The organism is Streptomyces sp. P17 (assembly GCF_032436805.1).
GTDB lineage: Bacteria > Actinomycetota > Actinomycetes > Streptomycetales > Streptomycetaceae > Streptomyces.
Genome location: NZ_JAVRBF010000054.1, coordinates 1 through 22,849 on the forward strand (window position 1 = coordinate 1; position 22,849 = coordinate 22,849).

23 protein-coding genes are annotated in these 22,849 nt (G+C 70.2%); 9 read left to right on the forward strand and 14 right to left on the reverse strand.

The features are described 5' to 3' along the window. Positions 1-142: 142 nt before the first annotated feature. Positions 143-553, reverse strand: coding sequence for a hypothetical protein (locus RMT89_RS29790; protein ID WP_315886876.1), 411 nt, complete (start codon positions 551-553; stop codon positions 143-145). A 59-nt stretch (positions 554-612) separates the two neighbouring features. On the opposite strand from RMT89_RS29790, the gene RMT89_RS29795 reads away from it, so the two are divergent. Beyond that, positions 613-1,317: a uridine kinase gene (locus RMT89_RS29795; protein ID WP_315886877.1), complete on the forward strand. Its 705-nt coding sequence runs from the start codon at positions 613-615 to the stop codon at positions 1,315-1,317. Between the two features lie 148 nt (positions 1,318-1,465). Here the strand turns inward: RMT89_RS29795 and RMT89_RS29800 are convergent, their stop codons facing one another. Continuing rightward, positions 1,466-2,209, reverse strand: a complete 744-nt coding sequence (locus tag RMT89_RS29800) for a SigE family RNA polymerase sigma factor (RefSeq protein WP_315886878.1) — start codon at positions 2,207-2,209, stop codon at positions 1,466-1,468. Positions 2,210-2,428: 219 nt separating this feature from the next. Here RMT89_RS29800 and afsQ1 point away from each other — a divergent pair, with 219 nt between their 5' ends. The 5 genes from afsQ1 (at position 2,429) to RMT89_RS29825 (ending at position 6,288) form a co-directional block, all read left to right on the forward strand. Next, positions 2,429-3,106, forward strand: coding sequence for a two-component system response regulator AfsQ1 (afsQ1, locus tag RMT89_RS29805; RefSeq protein ID WP_062722075.1), 678 nt, complete (start codon positions 2,429-2,431; stop codon positions 3,104-3,106). After that, positions 3,103-4,689, forward strand: a complete 1,587-nt coding sequence (locus tag RMT89_RS29810) for an ATP-binding protein (RefSeq protein WP_315886879.1) — start codon at positions 3,103-3,105, stop codon at positions 4,687-4,689. The genes afsQ1 and RMT89_RS29810 overlap by 4 nt, the downstream gene beginning before the upstream one ends. Further along, entirely contained in the window at positions 4,689-5,282 is a 594-nt protein-coding gene (locus RMT89_RS29815; RefSeq protein ID WP_315886880.1) for a hypothetical protein, read from the forward strand. Before RMT89_RS29810 ends, RMT89_RS29815 begins: the two co-directional genes overlap by 1 nt. Positions 5,283-5,435: 153 nt before the next feature. Further along, on the forward strand, positions 5,436-5,993 hold the full coding sequence (locus tag RMT89_RS29820; RefSeq protein WP_315886881.1) for a VanZ family protein: 558 nt from the start codon (positions 5,436-5,438) through the stop codon (positions 5,991-5,993). A gap of 94 nt (positions 5,994-6,087) precedes the next feature. After that, the gene (locus tag RMT89_RS29825) at positions 6,088-6,288 is read left to right on the forward strand and encodes a PspC domain-containing protein (RefSeq protein ID WP_315886882.1); all 201 of its coding nucleotides are present in this window, start codon (positions 6,088-6,090) and stop codon (positions 6,286-6,288) included. Positions 6,289-6,362: 74 nt separating this feature from the next. On the opposite strand, the gene RMT89_RS29830 is transcribed toward RMT89_RS29825, so the two are convergent. Together RMT89_RS29830 and RMT89_RS29835 are read right to left on the reverse strand one after the other, a co-directional pair. After that, positions 6,363-6,722, reverse strand: a complete 360-nt coding sequence (locus RMT89_RS29830) for an ATP-binding protein (RefSeq protein WP_315886883.1) — start codon at positions 6,720-6,722, stop codon at positions 6,363-6,365. Positions 6,723-6,860: 138 nt separating this feature from the next. Continuing rightward, positions 6,861-8,018 carry an adenosine deaminase gene (locus RMT89_RS29835; RefSeq protein WP_315886884.1) on the reverse strand — a complete coding sequence of 386 codons (1,158 nt, stop codon included), beginning with the start codon at positions 8,016-8,018 and terminating at the stop codon, positions 6,861-6,863. A gap of 113 nt (positions 8,019-8,131) precedes the next feature. Here RMT89_RS29835 and RMT89_RS29840 point away from each other — a divergent pair, with 113 nt between their 5' ends. After that, the gene (locus tag RMT89_RS29840) at positions 8,132-8,887 is read left to right on the forward strand and encodes a prolyl oligopeptidase family serine peptidase (RefSeq protein WP_315886885.1); all 756 of its coding nucleotides are present in this window, start codon (positions 8,132-8,134) and stop codon (positions 8,885-8,887) included. Between the two features lie 6 nt (positions 8,888-8,893). Here the strand turns inward: RMT89_RS29840 and RMT89_RS29845 are convergent, their stop codons facing one another. Next, the gene (locus RMT89_RS29845; protein WP_315886886.1) at positions 8,894-9,856 is read right to left on the reverse strand and encodes a LysR substrate-binding domain-containing protein; all 963 of its coding nucleotides are present in this window, start codon (positions 9,854-9,856) and stop codon (positions 8,894-8,896) included. Between the two features lie 62 nt (positions 9,857-9,918). On the opposite strand from RMT89_RS29845, the gene RMT89_RS29850 reads away from it, so the two are divergent. Together RMT89_RS29850 and RMT89_RS29855 are read left to right on the forward strand one after the other, a co-directional pair. After that, entirely contained in the window at positions 9,919-11,196 is a 1,278-nt protein-coding gene (locus RMT89_RS29850; protein WP_315886887.1) for an MFS transporter, read from the forward strand. A 326-nt stretch (positions 11,197-11,522) separates the two neighbouring features. Beyond that, positions 11,523-12,536, forward strand: coding sequence for a sigma-70 family RNA polymerase sigma factor (locus RMT89_RS29855; protein ID WP_315886888.1), 1,014 nt, complete (start codon positions 11,523-11,525; stop codon positions 12,534-12,536). On the opposite strand, the gene RMT89_RS29860 is transcribed toward RMT89_RS29855, so the two are convergent. From RMT89_RS29860 to RMT89_RS29900, 9 genes are all read right to left on the reverse strand, one after another. Then, complete coding sequence (locus RMT89_RS29860) at positions 12,420-12,806, reverse strand: STAS domain-containing protein (RefSeq protein ID WP_315886889.1); 387 nt, start codon at positions 12,804-12,806, stop codon at positions 12,420-12,422. The genes RMT89_RS29855 and RMT89_RS29860 overlap by 117 nt on opposite strands. 141 nt (positions 12,807-12,947) lie before the next feature. Continuing rightward, positions 12,948-14,225 carry a thymidine phosphorylase gene (locus tag RMT89_RS29865; RefSeq protein ID WP_315886890.1) on the reverse strand — a complete coding sequence of 426 codons (1,278 nt, stop codon included), beginning with the start codon at positions 14,223-14,225 and terminating at the stop codon, positions 12,948-12,950. A 68-nt stretch (positions 14,226-14,293) separates the two neighbouring features. Next, positions 14,294-14,692 carry a cytidine deaminase gene (locus RMT89_RS29870; RefSeq protein WP_315886891.1) on the reverse strand — a complete coding sequence of 133 codons (399 nt, stop codon included), beginning with the start codon at positions 14,690-14,692 and terminating at the stop codon, positions 14,294-14,296. Next, positions 14,689-15,963 carry an ABC transporter permease gene (locus tag RMT89_RS29875; RefSeq protein ID WP_315886892.1) on the reverse strand — a complete coding sequence of 425 codons (1,275 nt, stop codon included), beginning with the start codon at positions 15,961-15,963 and terminating at the stop codon, positions 14,689-14,691. The genes RMT89_RS29870 and RMT89_RS29875 overlap by 4 nt, the downstream gene beginning before the upstream one ends. Then, positions 15,960-17,081, reverse strand: a complete 1,122-nt coding sequence (locus RMT89_RS29880) for an ABC transporter permease (protein ID WP_315886893.1) — start codon at positions 17,079-17,081, stop codon at positions 15,960-15,962. Before RMT89_RS29880 ends, RMT89_RS29875 begins: the two co-directional genes overlap by 4 nt. Beyond that, positions 17,081-18,628 (reverse strand): ABC transporter ATP-binding protein, encoded by a 1,548-nt coding sequence (locus tag RMT89_RS29885; RefSeq protein ID WP_315886894.1) that lies wholly within the window; start codon positions 18,626-18,628, stop codon positions 17,081-17,083. Before RMT89_RS29885 ends, RMT89_RS29880 begins: the two co-directional genes overlap by 1 nt. Positions 18,629-18,837: 209 nt before the next feature. Beyond that, a complete protein-coding gene (locus RMT89_RS29890) occupies positions 18,838-19,887 on the reverse strand; it encodes a BMP family ABC transporter substrate-binding protein (RefSeq protein WP_315886895.1) in 1,050 nt (349 codons plus the stop codon). 431 nt (positions 19,888-20,318) lie between these two features. Continuing rightward, positions 20,319-21,365 carry a BMP family ABC transporter substrate-binding protein gene (locus tag RMT89_RS29895; protein ID WP_315886896.1) on the reverse strand — a complete coding sequence of 349 codons (1,047 nt, stop codon included), beginning with the start codon at positions 21,363-21,365 and terminating at the stop codon, positions 20,319-20,321. A gap of 236 nt (positions 21,366-21,601) precedes the next feature. Continuing rightward, positions 21,602-22,825, reverse strand: a complete 1,224-nt coding sequence (locus tag RMT89_RS29900) for a M20 family metallopeptidase (protein ID WP_315886897.1) — start codon at positions 22,823-22,825, stop codon at positions 21,602-21,604. Between the last annotated feature and the right edge of the window lie 24 nt (positions 22,826-22,849).

Below are 22,849 nucleotides of genomic sequence, written 5' to 3' on the forward strand. Positions count from 1 at the left end.
GGGTCTTTGGCCGGTGCGGCGAGGGTGCGTGCCGGGCGCCGTGGGTGCTGTGCGGGACTTTCAAAACACCCCCTAGAGCCGCCCCAGAGCCAGAGAGCCGCGCCTCCCCTCCGTCCGGGGGAAGCGCGGCTCTCTGCGGTGCTCAGCCGCTGCCGAGGAGCCCCGCGGCCTGGCCGACCACCGGGATGCTGCCGATGGACTGGGCCTGCGCCACCGGCCCCGTCAGCATCTGCGAGGTCAGCGGCTGGAAGTCGGCGAGCTGGGTGCCGACGCCGTTGTCGAGGGGGTCGACGCCGGTGCCCGCGAGGGGGTTGGGCTTGAGGCCGGCGACCGGTCCCGTGACATAGCCGAGGGTGCTGGTGAGGCCCTGCAGCCCGGCCTGCGGGTCGACCTTGCCGAGCGAGGTGGGGCGGGTGCGGATCACGTTGTCGAGGACCGGCTCGGCGTCCGCGGCTGCCGTCGACGCGGCGGCGCCCAGGGCGGCACCGGCGGTCGCGAGGGCGACCAGGGCACGCTGGGCGGTGGGGTGGGGGAAGGACGCTTGTCCGGCCATCGGTTCTGCCACCTTCTGACGCACTGGGTAATCAGGTCGACACGAAGGGTAGTTGAGGTGTGACGCGCGCTTCAAAGCCGACCCGCGGAGTCGATGAACAGCAGGTGAATGCGTCATATTGGTCTTCCGTGAGCTCCCATCCGTCCATACCGACGCGAGTCGTGCTGCTCTGCGGCCCTTCCGGCTCCGGCAAGTCCCTTCTCGCGGCCCGCTCCGGCCTTCCGGTGCTGCGCCTCGACGACTTCTACAAGGAGGGCCACGACCCGACGCTGCCGCTGGTCCTCGGGAGTTCCGACATCGACTGGGACCACCCCGAGTCCTGGGACGCCGACAAGGCGGTGGCGGCGATCGAGCAACTGTGCCGCACCGGCCGTACGACCGTCCCGCTCTACGACCTCTCGCTCAGCGCCCGCACCGGCGAGGAGCCCGTCGGCATCGGACGGACCCCGCTGTTCATCGCGGAGGGCATCTTCGCCGCGGAGATCGTCACCCGCTGCCGGGAACTGGGCGTGCTGGCCGACGCGCTGTGTCTGAGCCGCGGCCCGGTGAGGACGTTCCGCCGCCGCTTCCTCAGGGATCTGCGGGAGGGCCGTAAGTCCGTGCCCTTCCTGCTGCGCCGCGGCTGGCGTCTGATGCGGGCCGAGCGGTCGATCGTGGCCCGCCAGGCCGCGCTGGGCGCGTACGCCTGCGACCGCGACGAGGCGATGGGCCGGCTGGCGAACGCGGCCGCGGGACGGCACGTACAGGCGAGGACGCCGGCGTAGGCACGCGGGCGCGCAAGAAAGCGGGACTGGACGGACCCCCCGGCCCTCCAGTCCCGCTTCCCTTTGGTGCTCCCCCGTTGCTCCCCCGTGGAGCTCTCCCCCGTGTCCCCCCGGTTACCGCTCCCCCGTTACTTGCTCCCCCCGGCCTTCAGGCGACCAGTTCGCCGAAGGCGTCCACCTCGTCACGGCCGAAGCTGAGGACCTCGTCCTCGCGCAGCCGGCGGAGCGACCGCCAGATGCTGGACTTCACCGTGCCGACACTGATGTCGAGGATGTCCGCGATCTCCGGGTCGGTGCGGCCCTCGTAGTACCGCAGGACCAGCATCGTCCGCTGGAGTTCGGGCAGCCGGGCCAGCGCCTGCCACAGGACCGCGCGCAGCTCGGTGCCGCGCATCGCGTCCGTGTCGCCGGGCGTCTCCGGCAGCTCCTCGGTCGGGTACTCGTTCAGCTTGCGGCGGCGCCACGCGCTGATGTGCAGATTGGTCATCGTCCGCCGCAGGTAACCCCCGACGGCGGCCTTGTCACTGATCCGGTCCCATGCCTTGTACGTCGAGAACAGCGCGCTCTGCAGCAGGTCCTCGGCCTCGAAGCGGTCACCGGTGAGGTGGTAGGCGGTTGCGTACAGGGAGGCGCGGCGCTCCTGGACGTAGGCGGTGAACTCCGCCTCCGACAGCGAACGACGCTCCCCCGTGTTCTCCCTGTACGCGCTTCCCCCGTGTGCTTCCCCCGTGAAACCGTCAACCACCGTCATGTACGCGGTGTGCTGACGCCCGGCGCCGCGAGCGCACCCCCGCCCGCTCACGGCACCGGACTTCTCCGGACCCCGGCCCCCGTTCACGTCGTGCAGACGCGTGACAACTGCGCTGGTGCTTGAGCTGTGCAGCGTGTTCATCTCGCGCCCCCCGTCGTGGACTTCCGGTGTTCGGCTTGCTTCCTTGCCTGTGCCGAAAAGCTTGCCCTCGCACCTTCATGGCCGTGTCCGCCGACTGTCACAGACCTGTCACAGGGCCCGTCGTACCTCGCGCACCGCACGGTCACAGAGAGCAGCGGTACGGGCACGTACCTGTACAGGTGTCGAAACCCCACCCCACCATGGGCCAGAATGAGCCTCGTGCCTTCCCTGTTGCTGATCGAGGACGACGACGCCATCCGCACGGCCCTGGAGCTGTCTCTTACGCGCCAGGGTCACCGGGTTGCCACGGCTGCCACCGGTGAGGACGGCCTGAAGCTGCTGCGTGAGCAGCGGCCGGACCTGATCGTGCTGGATGTCATGCTGCCCGGCATCGACGGTTTCGAGGTGTGCCGTCGTATCCGGCGCACCGACCAGCTGCCGATCATCCTGCTCACCGCGCGCAGCGACGACATCGACGTGGTGGTGGGCCTGGAGTCCGGTGCCGACGACTATGTCGTCAAGCCCGTGCAGGGGCGGGTGCTCGACGCCCGGATCCGGGCCGTGCTGCGGCGCGGGGAGCGGGAGTCCAACGACGCGGCGAGCTTCGGCAGCCTGGTCATCGACCGTGCGGCGATGACGGTGACGAAGAACGGCGAGGACCTCCAGCTCACGCCGACCGAGCTCAGGCTGCTGCTGGAGCTGAGCCGGCGGCCCGGACAGGCGCTGTCCCGGCAGCAGTTGCTGCGGCTGGTGTGGGAGCACGACTACCTCGGTGACTCACGCCTGGTGGACGCCTGTGTGCAGCGGCTGCGCGCCAAGGTCGAGGACGTGCCGTCGTCGCCGACGCTGATCCGTACTGTCCGCGGGGTCGGATACCGGCTGGACGCGCCTCAGTGACACCAGCGCAAGGGGGGTTCCGCGGCTGGTTCGCGGAGCGCAAGGGAGTCTGGTCACGGCTGCGTTTCACCAGCCTTCGACTGCGGCTGGTCGTCGTGTTCGGCGCGGTGGCGCTGACCGCCGCCGTGTCGGCGTCCGGGATCGCGTACTGGCTCAACCGCGAGGCCGTGCTCACCCGCACCCAGGACGCGGTGCTGCGGGACTTCCAGCAGGTGATGCAGAGCGAGGCGGGGGTGCTGCCCGAGCGGCCGACGCAGGACGAACTCCAGCGCGCCGCGGGGCAGATGGCCAACAGCAGCCAGCGCTTCAGCGTGCTGCTCATCGCCGGGAACGCCGACGGCGAGACCGTCTCCGGCAGTTCCGGCGGGCTGAGCGGTTTCACGCTGGAGGACGTGCCCGAGTCGCTGCGCAAGGCGGTGAACGAGGAGCAGGAGGTCAACTCCGCCAACAAGTACGCGTACCACCTGTACTGGCAGCGGATCGTGGAGGACGACACCCCCTATCTGGTCGCCGGTACGAAGGTGATCGGCGGCGGGCCGACCGGCTACATGCTCAAGTCCCTTGAGCCGGAGGCCAAGGACCTCAACTCCCTCGCCTGGTCGCTGGGGATCGCCACGGGCCTGGCCCTGATCGGCTCCGCGCTGCTCGCCCAGGCCGCCGCCACGACCGTACTGAAGCCCGTGCACCGCCTGGGAGTCGCCGCCCGGCGGCTCGGCGAGGGCAAGCTGGACACCCGGCTCAGGGTGTCCGGGACCGATGAACTGGCCGATCTGTCACGGACGTTCAACAACGCCGCCGAGGCCCTGGAGAAACGGCTCGCGGACATGGCCGCGCGGGACGACGCGTCACGACGGTTCGTCGCCGACATGAGCCATGAGCTGCGGACCCCGCTCACCGCGATCACCGCGGTGACCGAGGTGCTGGAGGAGGAACTGGAGGCGGAGACGGGTTCGATGGACCCGATGATCGAGCCCGCCGTCCGGCTGGTGGTCAGCGAGACCCGGCGGCTGAACGACCTCGTGGAGAACCTCATGGAGGTCACCCGCTTCGACGCGGGCACCGCCCGTCTGGTGCTGGACGACGTCGATGTCGCCGACCAGATCACCGCCTGCATCGACGCCCGCGCCTGGCTGGACGCGGTCGACCTGGACGCCGAGCGCGGTATCCACGCCCAGCTCGACCCGCGCCGCCTGGACGTCATCATGGCCAACCTCATCGGCAACGCGCTCAAGCACGGCGGCTCCCCGGTGCGGGTGTCGGTGCGCGCGTCGGACGCCGAGGGCGGGGAGGGTGCGCAGGTGGTCATCGCGGTACGGGACCACGGCCCCGGCATCCCCGAGGACGTCCTCCCGCACGTGTTCGACCGCTTCTACAAGGCGAGCGCCTCACGCCCCCGTTCCGAGGGCAGCGGCCTGGGCCTCTCCATCGCCCTGGAGAACGCCCACATCCACGGCGGCGAGATCACCGCCGCCAACTCCCCCGAAGGCGGCGCGGTGTTCACGCTGTACCTGCCCAGGGACGCCTCGGCGCTGACCGAGGAGGCCGAGGAGAACAAGGGCGCTGCCGAGAAGGGCGAGGCGTGATGACCGTACGCCGTCTGCTGGCGCTCCCGCTGCTCGCCGGGCTGCTCGCCGGGTGCGGTATCCGGGCCACCGAGGTGCCGACCGACTTCGGCCCCGCGCCCTCACGGGTGCACTGCTCCCTCGCCGAACCGGACGTCTCGACCCAGGCCTCGCGCGGCCTGCCGGCCCAGGTGTTCCTGCTGTGCCGCTCGTCGCTGGTGGCCGTCGACCGGACGGTACGGGTCCCGGAGGGCGCCGCGGACTCCCAGCGGCGCGTCCTGGTGGCCCAGGGCCTGCTGGACGAACTGGAGTCGACCCCGTCGGCGGCCGAACTGGAGGCCGGCTACACGACGGAGGTGCGCGGCGATCTGTCCGTCACGGGCCCCCGAGGGGACGACCCGGACGACACCCTCCGCCTGAGCACCCCACCCGACGCCCTGGCCCCGGTGGCCCTGGCCCAGATCGTCTGCACCTTCTCCGACTCGGAAGCGGCGGAGGGCGACGGCTCGGTGATCCTGGGCGGCCCCGGCAAGGACCCACTGCTCAGGTATGAGTGCACGGACGACGTAAGAGCAAGACCAACGACGGAACCACCACCGTCGGCACCCCTCTAGACCCGCGAAGTCCGGGTCTAGAGAAGCGGCGGGGGAACGCAGAGTGTTTGGGGGCGCGGGGAACTGCGCGACAAGCCCCCACCGGCCCGCCCAAATCACGACCCATCAAGGGCCACCGGAACCAACCGCACCGAAGACGTCGTCTAGGCCAGCGTGCAGCGTCATGGCTCCCGCGGCAACGGCAACGCCGGAATCCGCATCCGAGTGACAGCCGGCGGCCTCCTGGCCGCCCACCTCGCGTTCGTCGCCTGGCTCACGCTGCGTCCCCTGGACGTCCCCTGGGTGATGCCCCCCAATCTGCGCCCGCTGGCCGGTATCGAATCCGACCTCGCACTGGGCTGGCAGGAAGGACTGCGGCGGATCACCGAGGGCCTCGCCCTGCTCGCACCGCTCGGCGTACTGCTGCCCGCGGTGCACGGCAGGGTCGCCGTGTCCCCGCTGGCGTCGCTGGTCCGTACGGTCGCCGCGGGCGTCCTGATCTCGCTCGGCATCGAACTGCTGCAGACCGGCGTGCCGGGCCAGGTCGTGGATGTCGACTCCGTGCTGCTGAACGCGACGGGCGTGGCCCTCGCGCACACCGCGGTGGTGCCGGCGGCCCGCCACTGGCTCCGCCGCAGGACCGAGCGCGCCCAGCGCACGACGACGACCCTGAAGGAGGAGTCGCCTCAGGGTAGGACCCCGACGATTCCCAGGGTCGGGATCGCACCGTAGAGCGACGCTTTGCACCCTTCGTCTGCGTAGCGTTGCAGTCAGATGAGGCAGCCAAGGGGGGCCGCCTCCGACCGACGCTCATGAAGGAGCCGCAATGTCCCGCCTCGCCCGACCCACCAACGGCCGCATGATCGGCGGAGTGTGCGCCGCGCTGGCGCGACGCTTCGGCACCTCCGCGACCACGATGCGCGTGATCTTCCTGCTGTCCTGTCTGCTGCCGGGCCCGCAGTTCCTGCTCTACATAGCGCTGTGGATCTTCCTGCCCTCGGAGGACAAGGCGCGCACCGCCTGGTGACCGGCTGATCTGCATACGCCGATGGGGCGCACCCTGTGTCCAAGGGGTGCGCCCCATCGGCGCGTTCGGGAGGCTCAGCCGAGCGGCAGGCCGTTCACACCGGTTCCGCTGCCGCCGGGCAGGACCTTGCCGACCGGCAGACCGCCGAGGAGCCCCGCGACCGGCTTGGTCGGGCCGTCGGCGAGCAGCTTCTCGGCCAGCGGCTGGGCGGCGGTCATGCTCGTACCGACCGCGGTCTGCCCCTGGCCCAGGGCCTCACCGGCACCGGGCAGCGCCTTGGAGACGTTCTCCGCGGGGAGCGTCCGGGTCACCGTGTCCAGCGCCGAACCGGCGTCCGGCAGGGCCGGTGCAGCGTTCGCGGCGCCCGCGCCGGCGGCGGCGAAGGCGGCACCGAGGGCGGCGACACCGATGGTCTTGGCAGCAGACTGCTTCATTGAATGCGTCCTCGAAATGGGATGACGGGGATGTGAGCGGTCCACGACCGTAAACATGACGAGGCGCCCGCCGCAAACATCGAAATGCGGACGGATTGTGAACACCCGCCCGCATTTCGCGTCCCGAAATCTCGCCGCTCAGCCTTCTTCGGCCGTAGAACCGCTGGTGGAGGCGGTTTGCTGGAACAGCCACTCGGATTTCAGCTCGGCGTAACCGGGCTTGACGACGTCATTGATCATCGCCAGTCGTTCATCGAAAGGAATGAACGCTGATTTCATCGCATTGACGGAGAACCACTGCATGTCGTCGAGCGTGTAACCGAATGCGTCGACAAGGTGCTCGAATTCCTGGCTCATGCTGGTGTGCGACATGAGCCGGTTGTCTGTGTTCACGGTCGTGCGGAAGTGCAGCCGGCGCAGCAGCCCGATCGGGTGCTCGGCGTAGGAGGTGGCGGCGCCGGTCTGGAGGTTGGAGCTGGGGCACATCTCCAGCGGGATGCGCTTGTCGCGCACGTAGGAGGCGAGCCGGCCGAGGTGGACGGTGCCGTCGTCCTTGACCTCGATGTCGTCGATGATGCGCACGCCGTGCCCGAGCCGGTCGGCGCCGCACCACTGCAGGGCCTGCCAGATGGACGGCAGCCCGAAGGCCTCACCGGCGTGGATGGTGAAGTGGTTGTTCTCGCGCTTCAGGTACTCGAAGGCGTCGAGGTGCCGGGTGGGCGGGTAGCCGGCCTCGGCACCGGCGATGTCGAAGCCGACGACGCCCAGGTCGCGGTAGCGGTTGGCGAGTTCGGCGATCTCCAGGGCCCGGGCGGCGTGCCGCATGGCGGTGAGCAGGGCGCCGACGCGGATCCGGCGGCCGCTCTCCCGGGCGATCCGCTCGCCTTCCCGGAAGCCCTCGTTGACGGCTTCGACGACCTCTTCGAGGCTGAGCCCGCCTTCGAGGTGCTGCTCGGGCGCGTACCGCACCTCGGCGTAGACGACACCGTCCTCGGCGAGGTCCTCGGCGCACTCGCGCGCGACCCGCACCAGGGCGTCCCGGGTCTGCATCACGCCGACGGTGTGGGAGAAGGTCTCCAGATACCGCTCCAGCGAGCCGGAGTCGGCGGACTCGCGGAACCAGACGCCGAGCCTGTCCGGATCGGTCTCGGGGAGCTGGGAGTACCCGCTGTCGCGGGCGAGTTCGACGATGGTCCCGGGGCGCAGGCCGCCGTCGAGATGGTCGTGCAGCAGAACCTTGGGCGCCCGGCGGATCTGCTCCGGCGTCGGGGTGTTCGCGATGGTCTGGCTCGTCATTTCCGCACTCTAACTCCTACGCGCGTAGAGCGCCTGTTGGACGTTTTCGTCGATACGTAATGGTGACCCCACCGACGGGTGGCGTACACCCACGCTTCTGACACTGTTCTGTCATGGCACAGCAAGCGACGCCGGTTCGCACGGCCCGGCTGGGGAGAGCGCTCGGCCCGGAACCGACGACGGTGAGCGGGGTGGTGCTGCTGCTCCCCGGAGGTGACGAGACATCACATCGGCGCCCCTCCCCGATGTTGGCGGCGGCCTCGGTCCGCGCCCTGGGGCGCCGCCTCACTCGCGCGGCGCGGGACGAGGGTCTGGCCGCGCACGCCGTGCACTACCGCACCCGCGGCTGGAACGGCGCCGAGGCGAACCTGGCGCGGGACGCCGACTGGGCCGTGGAGGAAGCCGTACGACGCTACGGCGATGTGCCGGTGTGCCTCGCCGGGCTCGACATGGGCGGGCGGGCCGCGCTGCGGGCGGGCGGGCACGAAGCCGTCAACTCCGTGCTGGCCATAGCCCCTTGGCTGCCGGAGGACGATGTCGCCGCACCACCCGAACCGGTGAAACAGCTCGCCGGGCGGCACGTGCTGATCGTGCACGGTACGAACGACCAGCGGACCGACCCCGAGCTGTCCTTCCGGCTGGCCGCCCGGGCGAAGAAGTCGAACCGGCATGTGTGCCGCTTCGAAGTGCACTCCGACGGGCACGGGTTGCATCAGCACCGGGACGAAGTGCACGCGCTGGCCGAGGACTTCGTGATGGGGGTGCTGTTCGGGCGGGCGTTCGCCCGGCCGTTGGAGGACGCGTTCGCGGCTCCGCCCCCGTTGGGTCTGCGGATGCCGCTCGCCTCCGGCTTCGGGCGGCGGCGGTAGCAAGGGTCAGGTGGGGAGCAGGTTGCCCCGCTTCGACAGCAGGAACTTCTTGAAGGCCGCCACCGGCGGAGTGTCCGGGTGGCCGTCCAGCCATGCCACGCCGATCTCGCGCACCGCGCGCGGGGCCGTGACCGTCAGCTCCACGACCCCCGGGCGGGGCACCGCGGGCGGCGGGAGGAGCGCGACCCCGAGACCCGCCGCGACAAGGCCCCTCAGCGTCTCCGCCTCCTCCCCCTCGAAGGCGATACGCGGCTTGAAGCCGGCCTCCCGGCACAGGTCGTCGGTGATACGGCGCAGACCGTAGCCGGGTTCCAGGGTGACGAAGGTTTCGTCGGCGGCCTCGGCCAGGCGGATGCGCCGGCGGGCGGAGAGGCGGTGGTCGGCGGGGACCACCAGGCGTAGCTTCTGTTCGTCCAGGCGGCGGGCGACCAGGTCCGGGGCGTCCGGGACGGGGGACGTCAGGCACAGGTCCAGCTCGCCCGCGCGCAGTCGTTCGATCATCGCCTCGCCGTAGTTCTGCACCAGGCTGAAGCGCACGCGCGGGTGGTCGGCACGGAAGGCCCTGATGAGGCCGGGGACCGTCTCCCAGCCCATGGTGTGCAGAAAGCCGAAGGCGACCTTGCCGGTGGCGAGGTCGGCGTCCGCGCGGACCTCGTCGGCGGCGCGCTCGACCTCGGCGAGGGCGCGTTCGACGGAGGCGAGGAAGGTGCGGCCGGCCGGAGTGAGCGAGACGGTGCGGCCGCGGCGGGCGAACAGGTCGACGCCCAGGTCCTGTTCGAGGCGGACCATGGCGCGCGAGAGGGTCGACTGGGGGACCTGCATCTCCTGCGCGGCGCGCGTGACGTGCTCGGTGCGGGCGACTCCGGCGAAGTAGGCGAGCCGCGGGGCCAGCAACCTCGACATCTCCGTCATGTCTTCTGTGTCACTGGACGGTGACAGTCGCGGCTGTGACCTCTGCTGATGCTCCATGGGAACGATTATGGCGATTCCATGCATTGGACGGATGAGCCGGGGCTCTTTAGGTTCGAAGCATGTCTCCCGCCAGTACCGGGGCGTCCACCATCGTGGGCGCCGCCTCGTCCGTCCCTGCCTCCGACTCCCGTATGGCCCCGGGCGGCCCCGGCTACCGCCGGATGAGCTTCGCCCTCTTCCTCGCCGGTGTGGCGACCTTCGCCCTCCTGTACTCCACCCAGGCCCTGCTGCCGCTGATCTCCGGCGAGTTCGGGGTGGCGGCGAGCGAGGCGAGCTGGACGGTGGCGGCGGCGACCGGCGGTCTGGCGCTGTTCGTCCTTCCGATGAGCGCGCTGTCGGAGCGCTTCGGGCGTCGTACGGTCATGACGGGCTCGCTGGCGGTCGCGGTGACGATCGGCCTGCTGGTCCCCTTCGCTCCCTCGCTGACCTGGCTGGTCGTGCTGCGGGCGGTGCAGGGGGCGGCGCTGGCGGGTCTGCCGGCGTCGGCTACGGCGTATCTCGCGGAGGAGGTCCGCCCGAAGGCGCTGATCACGGCGATCGGTCTGTTCGTCGCGGGCAACAGCGTGGGCGGCATGAGCGGCCGGGTGATCACCGGCTGGGTCGCACAGGAGTGGGGCTGGCGGGTGGCGGTCGGGGTGATCGGCGCGCTGGCGGTGGCCTGCGCGGTGGCGTTCCGGCTGCTGCTGCCGGCGCCGAAGCACTTCGTGGCGGGCTCGCTGAAGCCGCGGGTCCTGGCCCGTACGGTCCGCGACCACCTCTCGGACCCCCTGCTCCGCCGCCTCTACGCGATCGGCGCGCTGTTCATGACGGTGTTCGGCGGGGTGTACACCGTGATCGGCTACCGCCTGACGGAGGCGCCGTTCGGGCTGCCGCAGGGCATCGTCGGCTCGATCTTCCTGGTCTACCTGGTGGGCACGGTGTCGGCGTCGACGGCGGGCCGTCTGGTGGGCCGCCTCGGCCGCCGGGGCGCGCTGTACGCGGCGGGCGGCACGACGGCGGCGGGCCTGCTGCTGTCCCTGGCCGACTCGTTGCCGCTGGTCCTGCTGGGCCTGGTGCTGATCACGGGCGGCTTCTTCGCGGGCCACGCGGTCGCCTCGTCGGCGGTCAGCAAGGCGGCGACCCACGGCCGCGCACAGGCGTCCGCGCTGTACCAGTCGGCGTACTACATCGGCTCCAGCGCGGGCAGCACGGTCGGCGCGATCGCGTTCCACGCGGGCGGCTGGGCGGGGACGGTGGGCGTCGGCGTGCTGGCTGTGGCCGGCGTGGTCACGATCACGGTGTTCGGCTCGCGAGCGGCCCGGGTGGCGGCACGACGGACGCCGGTGGCGCTGCACTGAGCGGCGCACGGATTTTCCTCGCCCCCGCCGCGCTTCGGCCCTGAAGGGGCCTCGTCCTCAAACGCCGGACGGGCTGAATCAGCCCCTCCGGCGTTTGAGGAGCGGAGGTCCAGGGGGCAGAGCCCCCTGGGGCGGGGTCGAAGGGGCGGCAGCCCCTTCTGGGGATCCCCCTCTGGGGAGGGACCGGTAGGGGCGGCGCGGGCGAACCCTTCTCACCTGCACCTTTTCCCACTCCGCACGCCATTGTCAGTGGGCTGCGGTAGCTTCCGAAGTGCTGGACGCAATGAGGCGTGCGACACAGGAACGGCCACAGGGGTGGGTGGACGATGAGCAACACGGCGACTACGACGGACCTCGACGCCACACTGGAGCGGCACCGGGTCGAACTGACCGGGTACTGCTACCGGATGCTCGGCTCGTCCTTCGAGGCGGAGGACGCGGTGCAGGACACCCTCGTCCGGGCCTGGCGCAGCTACGACAAGTTCGAGGGCCGCTCCAGCGTCCGCTCCTGGCTGTACCGCATCGCGACCAATGTCTGCCTGGACATGCTGAGCGCGGGCAACAAGCGCGCCCGCCCGATGGACCTGACCGACTCCACGCCGCTCGCCCAGGCCGCCCTCTCCCCCCGCCCCGATCACACCTGGCTGGAACCCATGCCCGACGCCCGTGTGCTGCCGACGGTCCAGGACCCGGCCGAGGCCGCCGTCGCCAAGGAGTCCGTGCGGCTGGCCTTCATGGCCGCGCTCCAGCAACTGCCGCCCAAGCAGCGGGCGGTACTGATCCTGCGCGAGGTGCTGGCCTGGAAGGCGAGCGAGGTCGCCGAACTGCTCGGCACCTCGGTCGCCTCGGTCAACAGCGCCCTCCAGCGGGCCCGCGCCACACTGGCCGAACGGGAGCAGCAGGGCGCCGACGCGTCCGTGGCGGACCCGCTGGACGAGGAGCAGCAAAAGCTCCTGGACCGCTATGTCGCGGCCTTCGAGGGCTACGACATGACCGCGCTGACGGCATTGCTGCACGAGGACGCCATCATGACGATGCCGCCGTTCGACCTGTGGCTGACGGGCCCGTCGGACATCACCGGCTTCATGACCACCCTGGGCGCCTCCTGCGCCAACTCCCGTCTCCTGCCCGTCCAGGCCAACGGCCTGCCCGGCTTCGCCCACTACAAGCCGGACGAGGAGAACGGCGGCTACACCCCGTGGGCGGTGCAGGTGCTGGAGATCTCAGACGGCCGGATCACCGGGTTCCACTGCTTCCTCGACACCAAGCGCTGGTTCCCGCTGTTCGGGCTGCCCCTCCACCTCGAAGCGGAGGCCGACGAGATCGAGAAGGGCGAGTAGGGCGGGATCGGGGTCGCGCAGGCGTATCCGGCCGCCGCGGCGGCGGGCGGCGAGCTGGAGCCGCGCGAGCAGATCGACGGCGCCGAGACCCGGTGGCCCGAGGCCTGCCACATCGCACACCACGACCCCGGGACCGGACCCCTCCAGCAGCGCGCGCACGTCGTCGCACAACCCTGTCACCTGGTCCTTGGTGACGGGTCCTGCCGGCACGAGTACAGCGGGTGTCATGGCGTCCACGATCGGTAGACCGGGCGGACACCCGGAACTCATCGCGGGCCCGCCGAGGATCACGTCCCGGCATGCCGAACGGGACCGGCGACGGTCCGCCGATCCCGTTCACGCGAAAGGAACCCCTGGACAGAGGGGACAGAGGGGACAGAGGGGACAGGGGGGACAGAGGGGACAGGGGCGTCAGGCAATACGCTCCAGCACGACGGGCGACGCCGTGAAGTCCGTCCCCGCCGCCGCGATGTCGTACGAGCCCTCCATCGCCTGAAGCGCGTACGCGAAGCGCTCCGGGGTGTCGGTGTGCAGGGTCAGCAGGGGCTGGCCCGCGGTCACCGTGTCGCCGGGCTTGGCGTGCATCTCCACGCCCGCGCCCGCCTGCACCGGGTCCTCCTTGCGGGCGCGGCCCGCGCCGAGGCGCCAGGCGGCGACGCCGATGTCGTAGGCGTCGAGGCGGGTCAGGACGCCGGAGGACGGCGCCTTCACCACATGCCGCTCACGTGCCACCGGCAGCTCCGCGTCCGGGTCGCCGCCCTGCGCCGCGATCATCCGGCGCCAGACGTCCATCGCCGAGCCGTCGGCCAGGGCCTTCGCCGGGTCGGCATCGCGAACGCCCGCGGCGTCCAGCATTTCGCGGGCCAGGGCGATCGTCAGCTCGACGACGTCCGACGGGCCGCCGCCCGCCAGAACCTCCACCGACTCGCGGACCTCGAGGGCGTTGCCGGCCGTCAGGCCCAGCGGGGTCGACATGTCCGTCAGGAGGGCGACCGTCTTCACGCCGTGGTCGGTGCCCAGGCCCACCATGGTCGACGCCAGCTCACGCGCGTCCTCGATGGTCTTCATGAAGGCGCCGGTGCCCACCTTCACGTCCAGGACCAGCGAGCCCGTACCCTCCGCGATCTTCTTCGACATGATCGACGACGCGATCAGCGGGATCGCCTCGACGGTGCCCGTGACATCCCGCAGCGCGTACAGCTTCTTGTCGGCAGGGGCCAGGCCGTCGCCCGCCGCGCAGATCACCGCGCCGGTGGTGTCGAGGACCGACAGCATCTCCTCGTTCGAGAGCAGCGCCCGCCAGCCGGAAATCGACTCCAGCTTGTCCAGCGTGCCGCCCGTGTGACCGAGGCCCCGGCCCGAGAGCTGGGGCACCGCCGCGCCGCACGCCGCCACCAGGGGCGCCAGCGGCAGCGTGATCTTGTCACCGACGCCGCCCGTGGAGTGCTTGTCGGCGGTCGGACGGGACAGCGAGGAGAAGTCCATGCGCTCGCCGGAGGCGATCATCGCGGCCGTCCAGCGGGCGATCTCACGCCGGTTCATTCCGTTGAGCAGGATCGCCATGGCGAGCGCGGACATCTGCTCGTCGGCGACCTCCCCACGGGTGTACGCGTCGATGACCCAGTCGATCTGCTCGTCGCTGAGCTCACCGCGGTCCCGCTTGGTGCGGATGACGGAGATGGCGTCCATGCCGTTCCTTCCGAAAGTTCCAGGAAGTGCACGGCCCCTCCGATCAACTCAGAGGGGCCGCACGGGAGTTACTTGGTGAGATGGTCCGGGCCGAAGGCCTGCGGCAGCATCTCGGAGAGCGGGAGGATGCCCGCCGGTGTCTCCAGCAGCAGGCCGGGGCCGCCGAACTCGTACAGCAGCTGCCGGCACCGGCCGCACGGGACGAGGATCTCGCCCCTGCCGTCCACGCAGGTGAAGTGCGTGAGCCGGCCGCCCCCCGTGCGCTGCAGCTCCGAGACAAGACCGCACTCGGCGCACAGGCCGAGGCCGTAGGAGGCGTTCTCCACATTGCAGCCGGAGACCGTGCGACCGTCGTCGACCAGGGCCGCGACGCCGACCGGGTAGCCCGAGTAGGGGGCGTACGCGTGGCTCATCGCCTCGCGCGCCACCTCCCGCAGGGCGTCCCAGTCGAAGTCGCCCGTCGTCACTTGCCCTGGCCCTTCCGGTACGGCAGACCGTCCGCCTTCGGCATCCGCAGGCGCTGGGCCGACAGGGCGAGAACGATCAGCGTGATGACGTACGGCGTGGCCGAGACGACCTGGTTCGGGACCTCGTTGGTGCCCGCGTACCAGGTGAACACCAGGGCGCCGATGAGCAGGGTCACCGCGGAGGAGGTGTACTTCTTCCGGAACGCCAGCCAGATCGCGCCGATGACCAGCAGCAGCGCGCCGAGCAGCAGCAGGGCGTGGACGTTCTCCGAGCCGCCGCGCAGGTTGAGGCTGTCGGTGTAGCCGAACAGACCGGCGCCGATGGCGAGTCCGCCCGGCATCCAGTTACCGAAGATCATCGCGGCGAGGCCGATGTAACCGCGGCCGCTGACCTGGCCCTCCAGATAGAAGGGGTTCGCCACGATGGAGAGGAAGACACCGCCGAGACCGGCCAGACCGCCGGAGATGATCACGGCGATGTACTTGTACTTGTAGACGTTCACACCGAGGGACTCGGCGGCGACCGGGTTCTCACCGCAGGAGCGCAGCCGCAGACCGAAGGCCGTGCGCCACAGGATCCACCAGGTGGCGGGGATCAGCGCGATCGCGATCAGGGTCAGCCAGGAGACATTGGTGACCAGACCGCCGAGCAGACCGGCGATGTCCGAGATGAAGAACCAGCCCTGGTCGTTCAGATCCCGCAGCCAGTCCGACAGCCCTGGCACCGTGAAGTTGCCGAGCGAGTCGATCGCCGGGGACTGCTTGGCGGAGCCGCCCGGGTGGCCCTCGAAGGCGAGGGGGGCGAGGTAGCGGGTGGCGCCGAGGGCGAGGATGTTGATCGCCACACCGGAGACGATGTGGTTGACGTTGAAGGTGACGGTGACGAAGGCGTGCAGCAGGCCGCCGATCGCGCCACCGGCGACGCCGACGAGGACACCGGTCCACGGGCCCCACTGGAAGCCGGCCCAGGCACCGAACCAGGTGCCGAGGATCATCATGCCTTCGAGGCCGATGTTGACGACGCCCGCCCGCTCGGCCCACAGACCGCCGAGACCGGCGAGGCCGATCGGCACGGCGAGCTGGAGCGCGGTGGACATCTGGCTGACGTTGGTGATGCCGTCGGCGCCGGTGATGATGCGGACGATCGAGGTCAGCGCCAGGGCTCCGGCGATGACCAGCAGCAGGACCGGCCACGACAGGCGGCGGCCCGTCGGTGCCGCGGGCTGCAGCGTGGGCTGGTTGACGTCGACCGCTGAGGTTGGGGTGGTCATCGGCCGGCCACCTCCTTCGTGTTGTTGTCGGCGCCGAGCACGTGGCCGGCGGCGAGTTCCGCGCCGACCCGGCGCTGCTGGCGGCGCAGGCCCCACTCGCGGACGGCCTCGTAGGAGACGACGACCGAGAGCACGATCAGGCCCTGCATGATGACCGCGATCTCCTTGTCGTAGTCGTAGAAGTCCAGCTCGGGCGAGGCCTTGTCGAGCCAGGCCCACAGCAGGGCGGCGAACGCGATGCCGACCGGGCTGTTACGGCCGAGCAGCGCGATGCCGATGCCGAGGAAGCCGATGCCGGTGGGGAAGTTCAGGCTGTAGGTGTGGGTGTCGCCGAGCAGGATCGGCAGACCCGCGAGGCCGGCGATACCGCCGGAGATCAGCATGGCGGTGAGCACCATGCGCTTGGGGTCGACACCGCTGGCCGCGGCGGCGGACTCCGAGGCGCCGGAGGCGCGCAGGTCGAAGCCGAAGCGGGTGCGGTTGAGGACGATCCAGTAGCCGATGCCGAGCAGCACGGCGAGGATGACCAGGCCGTAGATCTCGCCGGCGTCGCCCATGTCGATACCGGGGATCCAGCCGGACTCGTGCATCTCGCCGGTGGTGTTGTTGTTGCCGACCTTCACACCGAAGACGTCGGGCAGCCACAGGTAGGCGATGACGGAGGTCGCGATCGCGTTGAGCATGATCGTCGCGACGACCTCGCTGACGCCCCGGGTGACCTTCAGGACACCGGCGATACCGGACCAGAAGGCACCGGTGCAGATCGCGGTCAGCAGCAGCAGCGGGACCTGGATGGCGGCCGGCAGGTCGGCGTGGGCGCCGACGATGGCGGCCATCATGGCGGCGAGCTGGTACTGGCCGTCGACGCCGATGTTGAACAGGTTCATCCGGAAGCCGATGGCCACCGCGAGGGCCGCGATGTAGTACATCGAGGCCTGGTTGATGATCAGGACCTGGATGTCGGAGAACGAGGCCTGCTCGAACATCAGGGTGTACGGCTCGACCGGGCTCTTGCCCGAGGCGATCAGCACGATCGCGCTGAGCACGAAGGCCACGGCGAGCGTGATGACCGGCCCGGCCACTGCGAGGAGCACGCGCTCCTTGTCGAACTTCTTCATCAGCGGGCCTCGTCTTCGCCGGACTCGGGGGTTTCTTCGTGCTCCAGGTGGCCGGTCACGGCACCGGTCATCGCCGAGCCGAGCTCATCCGGGGTGATGGTGGCCGGGTCGGCGTCCGCGACCAGCTTGCCGTTGTAGATCACCCGGAGCGTGTCGGACAGGCCGATGAGCTCGTCGAGGTCGGCGGAGATCAGCAGCACGGCCAGGCCCTCGCGGCGGGCCTCACGGATGTGGTCCCAGATCGCGGCCTGCGCGCCGACGTCCACACCGCGGGTGGGGTGGGCGGCGATCAGGAAGCGCGGCGTGTGGCTCATCTCGCGGCCGACGATCAGCTTCTGCTGGTTGCCGCCGGACAGCGAGGCGGCGGTGACGTCGATGCCGGGGGTGCGGACGTCGTACGCCTCGACGATGCGGCGCGTGTCCTCCTGCGCGGCCTTCGGGTCCAGCCATACGCCCTTGGCGAGGGGCTTCTCGGTGACATGGCCGAGGATGCGGTTCTCCCAGAGGGGGGCCTCCAGGAGCAGGCCATGGCGGTGGCGGTCCTCGGGGATGTAGCCGATGCCCTGCTCGCGGCGCTTGCGGGTGGGCCAGGCGGTGATCTCCTCCTCGGCCAGCGTGATGGTGCCGGAGTCGGCGCCCTTCAGGCCGATGAGGGCGTCGACCAGTTCGGTCTGGCCGTTGCCCTCGACGCCGGCGATGCCCAGGACCTCGCCCGCGTGGATGGTGAAGCTGATGTCGTCCAGCAGGGCCTTGCCGCCGGGCGCCTCAAGGCGCAGCTTGTCGACGGTGATGACCGGGCGGTCGGTGACCGTGGACTCGGCGGTCTCCGGGGTGGGCAGCTCGCTGCCGACCATCATCTCGGCGAGCTGACGCGGGGTCGTCTCGGAGGGGACGGCCGTGCCGACGGTGGTGCCGCGGCGGATGACGGTGATCTCGTCGGCTACGGAGAGCACTTCGCCCAGCTTGTGGGAGATGAAGATGACGGAGAGGCCCTCGGCCTTGAGCTCGCGAAGGTTGTCGAAGAGGGCGTCCACCTCCTGCGGCACCAGGACGGCCGTGGGCTCGTCGAGGATCAGCGTGGTGGCGCCGCGGTAGAGGACCTTGAGGATCTCCACCCGCTGGCGGGCGGCGACGCCGAGCTCCTCCATAAGACGGTCGGGCTCCACCTCGAGGCCGTAGCGCTCGGAGAGCTCCTTGATCTTGCGGCGGGCCTTGCCACCGATGCCGTAGAGCTTCTCGCTGCCGAGGACCACGTTCTCCAGGACCGTGAGGTTGTCGGCGAGCATGAAGTGCTGGTGGACCATGCCGATACCGAGGGCGATGGCGTCGGCCGGGGACGAGAAGGTGACCTGCTTGCCGCCGACCGCGATGGTGCCCTCGTCCGGCTTCTGCATGCCGTAGAGGATCTTCATCAGGGTCGACTTGCCGGCGCCGTTCTCGCCGACGAGGGCGTGGACGGTGCCCTTGCGGACCGTGAGGTGGATGTCGTGGTTGGCCACGACGCCCGGGAATCGCTTCGTGATCCCGGCGAGCTCGACGGCGGTCACCTGACCGTTGACCGCCGCGCCGGCCGGAGGGCTGCTGGACGCGTTGATGGCGCACTCTCCTGGGGACGGGGGCCGTCTACGCGCGTAGCGCCCCTACGGCATACAAAGGGGTGACGCATCGCTGACAACGGGGTACGGGGGTCAAGTCTCCCCGTACCCCGTTGAGCGGACGTAACCCCGCGGTTACACGCTGCTCAGGGTGTTGGTTCTCAGCTGCTCTTGACCTTGATCCCGCCGTTGATGATCTTCTTCTTGGCCGTCTCGATGGCTTCCTGAAGCTCGGCATCGTCCGCGAACTTCGGGTTGGAGTCCGCCAGACTCACCTCACCGGTCTTCAGATCGCCACGAACGATACCGGTCTCGGGGGTGCCGTCCTCGACCGACTTCGCCAGGTTGTACACCGCCTTGGCGACGTCCTTCATCGCCGAAGTGAGGATCGCGTCCTTGTACTTGGCGAGGGCTTCCTGCTTGTACTGGTCGGAGTCGACACCGATGGCCCACACCTTGTTGGCGGCGGCGGCCTCGATGACGCCCTGGCCGGAGAGACCGGCGGCCGCGTAGACGACGTCCGCCTTCTTCTCGATCTGGCCCTCGGCGGCCGTCTTGCCCTTGTCGGGGCTGGAGAAGCCGCCCTCGTCCGCGGTCTGGGTGAGGTACTGGGAGAGGACCGTCGCCTTGGGGTTGGTGTCCTTGACGCCCTGCTCGAAGCCCGCCTGGAACTTGTGGATCAGCGGGATGTCCACACCGCCCACGAAGCCGACGACGTTCGACTCGGTGCTCTTGGCCGCGGCGACGCCGGCCAGGTAGGAGGCCTCCTCCTCGGAGAAGACCAGGTCGGCGACGTTCTTCGCCTCGATCGTGGAGTCGTCGACGATGCCGAAGGTGGTGTCCGGGAACTTCTCCGCGGCGGCCTTCACGGCGGTGGCGTAGGCATAGCCGACACCCACGACCGGGTTGTAGCCCTGCTTGGCCAGCGACTCCAGGCGCTGCTGCTTGTCCGCGTCGGTCTCGCCCTCGGTGGGCTCGACGTCCTGCGTCTCGTAGCCGAACTCCTTCTTCGCCTGCTCCAGACCCGCGTAGGCCGCGTCGTTGAAGGACTGGTCGCCCTTGCCGCCGACGTCGTAAGCGATGGCCAGGCCCTTGTCGCCCTTGGAGTCGGACGAGCCGCTCTCGGTCGAGGTGCCGCCGCAGGCGGAGAGCGCGAGGGCCAGAGAGGCGGTCGCTGCGCCTGCGACCGTGATCCGGGAAATCCGGCGCATGTGAGGGTGCTCCTAGTCGTACTGGCGGGGCCGGGGAAGTGCGGGTGCGCCTCCGCGTCGTTCGGTGCGTGCTCTCGGCGTCTGGACGGAGGTCCTCGTAGCGGAGCTACCAGGGCCTCCGGCCGGTGCGGCGAGAGTGCGTGCCGGGCGGCGTGGGGGTGTGCCTGCACTTCCCCGGGGTCGCCGAGCGCCGGACGATGGTGCCTTACAGCTTCGGCGCTGGCTTCGCCGCAGATTAACGCGCGTAGACCTGCCTGAAAACCCCTTCTGTCCACCTTGTTATCCGGCCGTGGCCAACAGCACCCGAGCGTTGACCTCAGGCTTGCCGAACGCAAAGGGAAGGTGGCGTTGGGTGACTTCGCCGGGAACGCCGAAGCGGGCGGGTGTCTGGACACCCGCCCGCTCAAGGCACGTTCGACTCCTTGCGGCGACTACTCGGTCTTGACCTTGATCGAGCCGTCGATGATGCCCTTCTTGGCCTTGGCCACGGCATCGGTGAGGCCCGCGATCTCGGCCATCTTCGGGTTGCTCTCCGCGAGGCCCACGCCGTTCACCTTCAGGTCGAAGGTCTGGACACCGGTCAGCGGCTTGTCGTCGTCGACGGACTTGGCGAGGGCGTACACCGCGCCGCCGACGTCCTTGAGCGCGGAGGTGAGGATGTAGTCCTTGTACGCCGCGAGCGCTTCCTGCTGGTACTGGTCGGAGTCGACACCGATCGCCCAGACCTTCGCCTTGGCGGCGGCCTCGATCACACCCTGACCGGACAGACCGGCCGCCTGGTAGACGACGTCCGCGTTCTTCTCGATCTGGCCCTCGGCGGCGGCCTTGCCCTTGTCCGGGCTGGAGAAGCCACCCTCTTCGGCCGTCTGGGTCAGGTACTGCGAGATGACCTTGACCTTGCCGCCGCTGGTGTCCTCGACGCCCTGCTTGTAGCCGGCCTCGAACTTGTGGATCAGCGGGATGTCCACACCGCCGACGAAGCCCACGGTGTTGGTCTTGGTGGCCTTGGCCGCGGCGACACCGGCGAGGTAGGAGGCCTGCTCCTCGGCGAAGACCAGCGAGGCGACATTGTCGCCCTTGACGACGGAGTCGACGATGCCGAAGGTGGTGTCGGGGTAGTCCTTGGCCACGGCCTCCATGGCGGGGCCGTAGGCGAAGCCGACGCCGATCACCGGGTTGTAGCCCTGCCGGGCGAGCGAGGCGAGCCGCTGCTCCTTGTCGGCGTTGGTCTCACCCTCGGTGGGCTCGATGTCGGCGGTCTTGTAGCCGAACTCCTTCGCGGCCTTCTCCAGGCCGGCGTAAGCGGCGTCGTTGAAGGACTGGTCGCCCTTGCCGCCGATGTCGTACGCGATGGCGAGACCGAGGTCCTCCTTCTCGGAGGAGCTGCCGCTGTCGCTGGTGCCACCGCAGGCCGTGGCAGCGAGCGCGATGGACGCGACCCCCACCGCGACACGGGTCAGTTTGGATGTCCGACGCATCGTGAAGTTCCCCATTCTCCAAGCCCCGCAGTGGGTGCTGAGTTCGGCGCACATTAACGCGCGTAGACACTCCTGGGAACGGGGTATCGCGTGGCCGTTATCCATTCGTGCCGATGGCCGGTTACGTCCCCGTGAACCACCGGATCGAAAGGTACGTTCCGGGGCATCAGCGCGCATGCCTGAACGCCATGCGGTCAGCCTCCACCCGGTCCGCTCCGCCCGCAACCGGAACGGGCCTACAGGTCGATCAGCGCCGCCGCCGTGAACAGCTCCACGCCCACCGTGATCGCGTGCTCGTCCACGTCGAAGTCACCCTGATGGAGGTCGCGCACCGTGCGCTCGCCCGGGATGCGGACGCCGAGGCGGGCCATCGCGCCGGGGACGTGCTCCAGGTACCAGGAGAAGTCCTCGCCGCCGAGGCTCTGCTCGGTGTTCTCCACGGAGTCGGCGCCGCGGCGGGCGATCATCGCGTCGCGCAGCAGTTCGGCGATGCCGGAGTCGTTGACCACGGGCGGCACTCCGCGCACGTAGTTGATCTCGGACTTGGCCCGGTGCAGGTTGGCGACCTCGTCGATCGCGGCGACCAGGATGTCGGGCGCCTGCCGCCAGGCGTCGATGTCCAGGCAGCGCACGGTCCCGGAGAGCTCGGCGTGCTGCGGGATGACGTTCGGGGCGTGGCCGGACTCGATCCGTCCCCAGGTCACGGCGAGTCCACTCCGGGTGTCCACGCGCCGCGCGACCAGCGCGGGCACGTCGGTGACCACACGGGCGACGGCGGTGACCAGGTCGGTGGTCAGATGGGGGCGCGCGGTGTGGCCGCCGGGGCCGGCGAGGGCGATCTCCAGGCGGTCGCAGGCGGAGGTGATGGCGCCCTCCCGGATGCCGATCCGCCCGGCGTCCACCCGGGGGTCGCAGTGCACGGCGACGATCCGCCCGACGCCCTCCAGCACCCCGCAGTCGATGGCGTCGGCGGCGCCGCCGGGCAGCACCTCCTCGGCGGGCTGGAAGATCAGCCGTACGGGCCGCGGCAGCAGGCCCTGACTGTGCAGGTCGGCGAGGACGAGCCCGGCGCCGAGCACCACGGTGGTGTGCACGTCGTGCCCGCAGGCGTGCGCCCGGTCGGGCACGGTCGAGCGGTACGGGCACTCGGTCTTGGCGTCCGGGATGGGCAGGGCGTCGATGTCGGCCCGCAGGGCGAGCGCGGGCAGCCCGTCGTCCCAGTTGCCGATGTCGCAGACGAGCCCGGTCCCGACCGCGAGCACCCTCGGCTCAAGGCCGGCCTTCTCCAGGCGCTCCTTGATCGCGGCGGTCGTACGGAACTCCTGGTTGCCGAGCTCGGGGTGCATGTGCAAGTCACGGCGGAAGGCGACGAGTTCGTCACGCAGCGCCTCCGGCAGCGTGCCGGGAAGCAGCGCTTCCCCGGCTTCCCCCGGGAGATCGGCCTCGGACTCTACGGACATCAATTGCTTCACCCTCTGAAGGGT